This is a genomic window from Pseudomonas shirazensis, assembly GCF_050496565.1.
In the GTDB taxonomy this organism is placed as follows: domain Bacteria; phylum Pseudomonadota; class Gammaproteobacteria; order Pseudomonadales; family Pseudomonadaceae; genus Aquipseudomonas; species Aquipseudomonas shirazensis_A.
This window is the reverse complement of sequence record NZ_JBNWAE010000038.1, coordinates 1-1,658: the sequence shown is the minus strand read 5'-3', so window position 1 is coordinate 1,658 and position 1,658 is coordinate 1. Positions and strand designations below refer to the sequence as shown.

Genomic DNA, 1,658 nt, shown 5'->3' with positions numbered 1-1,658 from the left:
ACGATCTGACTGGCGCGACCACCACTGTTGCCGTCGAAGACACGATCGACACCACTACCGTGGCCGTCACTGCCGAAGCAGCAAAAGAAGGTGACGCAAACCTAATCTTCAACTTCCAGCTGAGCAACCCACCGCAGGCTGGTACCACTGCTACCTTGACCGTCAACGTCGGTGGCACTGATTACACCGTCACAGTTGGCGCTGATGGCAAGGGCACCTTGTCGGTCCCGAACACCAACGTCGAAGACGTCTACAAAGATGGCAGCGAAGTAACCGCGACCGTCACTGCGGTCAATGGCGGTAACTTTGAAGCCGTCGATCTGACCGGCGCGACCACCACTGTTGCCGTCGAAGACACGATCGACGCCACTACCGTGGCCGTCACTGCTGAAGCAGCGAAGGAGGGTGATGCCAACCTGACCTTTAACTTCCAGCTCAGCAACCCGCCTCAGGCTGGCAGCACCACCACCCTGACCGTGAACGTCGGTGGGACTAACTACACCGTCGATATCGATGCTTCCGGTAAAGGTACGCTGCTGGTTCCGAATACCAACGTCGAAGACGTGTACAAAGATGGCAGCGAAGTAACCGCGACTGTCACCGCGGTCAATGGCGGTAACTTCGAAGCTGTGGATCTGGCTGGTGCGACCACTACTGTTGCTGTCGAAGACACCATCGACACCACGACTGTGGCCGTCACTGCCGAAGCAGCAAAAGAAGGTGACGCAAACCTCACCTTCAACTTCCAGCTCAGCAACCCGCCGCAGGCTGGTAGCACCACCACGCTGACCGTAAACGTAGGTGGCACCAGCTACACCGTTGATATCGATGCTTCCGGCAAAGGCACTCTGCTGGTTCCGAACACCAACGTTGAAGACGTCTACAAAGACGGCAGCGAAGTCACTGCGACCGTCACTGCAGTCAATGGCGGCAACTTCGAAGCCGTTGATCTGACTGGCGCGACCACCACTGTCGCTGTCGAAGACACCATCGACACCACCACTGTTGCTGTGTCCGCAGAGCCAGCTAAAGAAGGTGACGCAAACCTCACCTTCAACTTCCAGCTGAGCAACCCACCGCAGGCAGGTAGCACCACCACGCTGACCGTAAACGTAGGTGGCACCAGCTACACCGTTGATATCGACGCTTCCGGCAAAGGTACTCTGCTGGTTCCGAATACCAACGTCGAAGACGTCTACAAAGACGGCAGTGAAGTCACTGCAACCGTCACTGCGGTCAACGGTGGCAACTTCGAAGCCGTCGATCTGACTGGCGCGACCACTACTGTCGCTGTCGAAGACACCATCGACACCACCACCGTGGCCGTCACCGCCGAAGCTGCGAAAGAAGGCGATGCAAACCTCACCTTCAATTTCCAGCTCAGCAATCCGCCGCAGGCTGGTAGCACCACCACGCTGACCGTAAATGTCGGTGGCACTAACTACACCGTCAACGTTGGCGCCGATGGCAAGGGCACCCTCCAGGTCCCGAACACCAACGTCGAAGACGTCTACAAAGACGGCAGCGAAGTCACTGCGACCGTTACTGCGGTCAATGGCGGTAACTTCGAAGCGGTCGATCTGACCGGCGCTACCACTACTGTCGCTGTCGAAGACACCATCGATACCACCACCGTGGCCGTCACTGCCGAAGCCGCA

General features: G+C 57.8%; 1 protein-coding gene. It reads left to right on the top strand.

The genetic code is table 11. The features are described from left to right. On the top strand, positions 1-1,658 hold a 1,658-nt coding region (locus ACQZ2L_RS25010), incomplete at both ends, for a beta strand repeat-containing protein (RefSeq protein ID WP_430328306.1).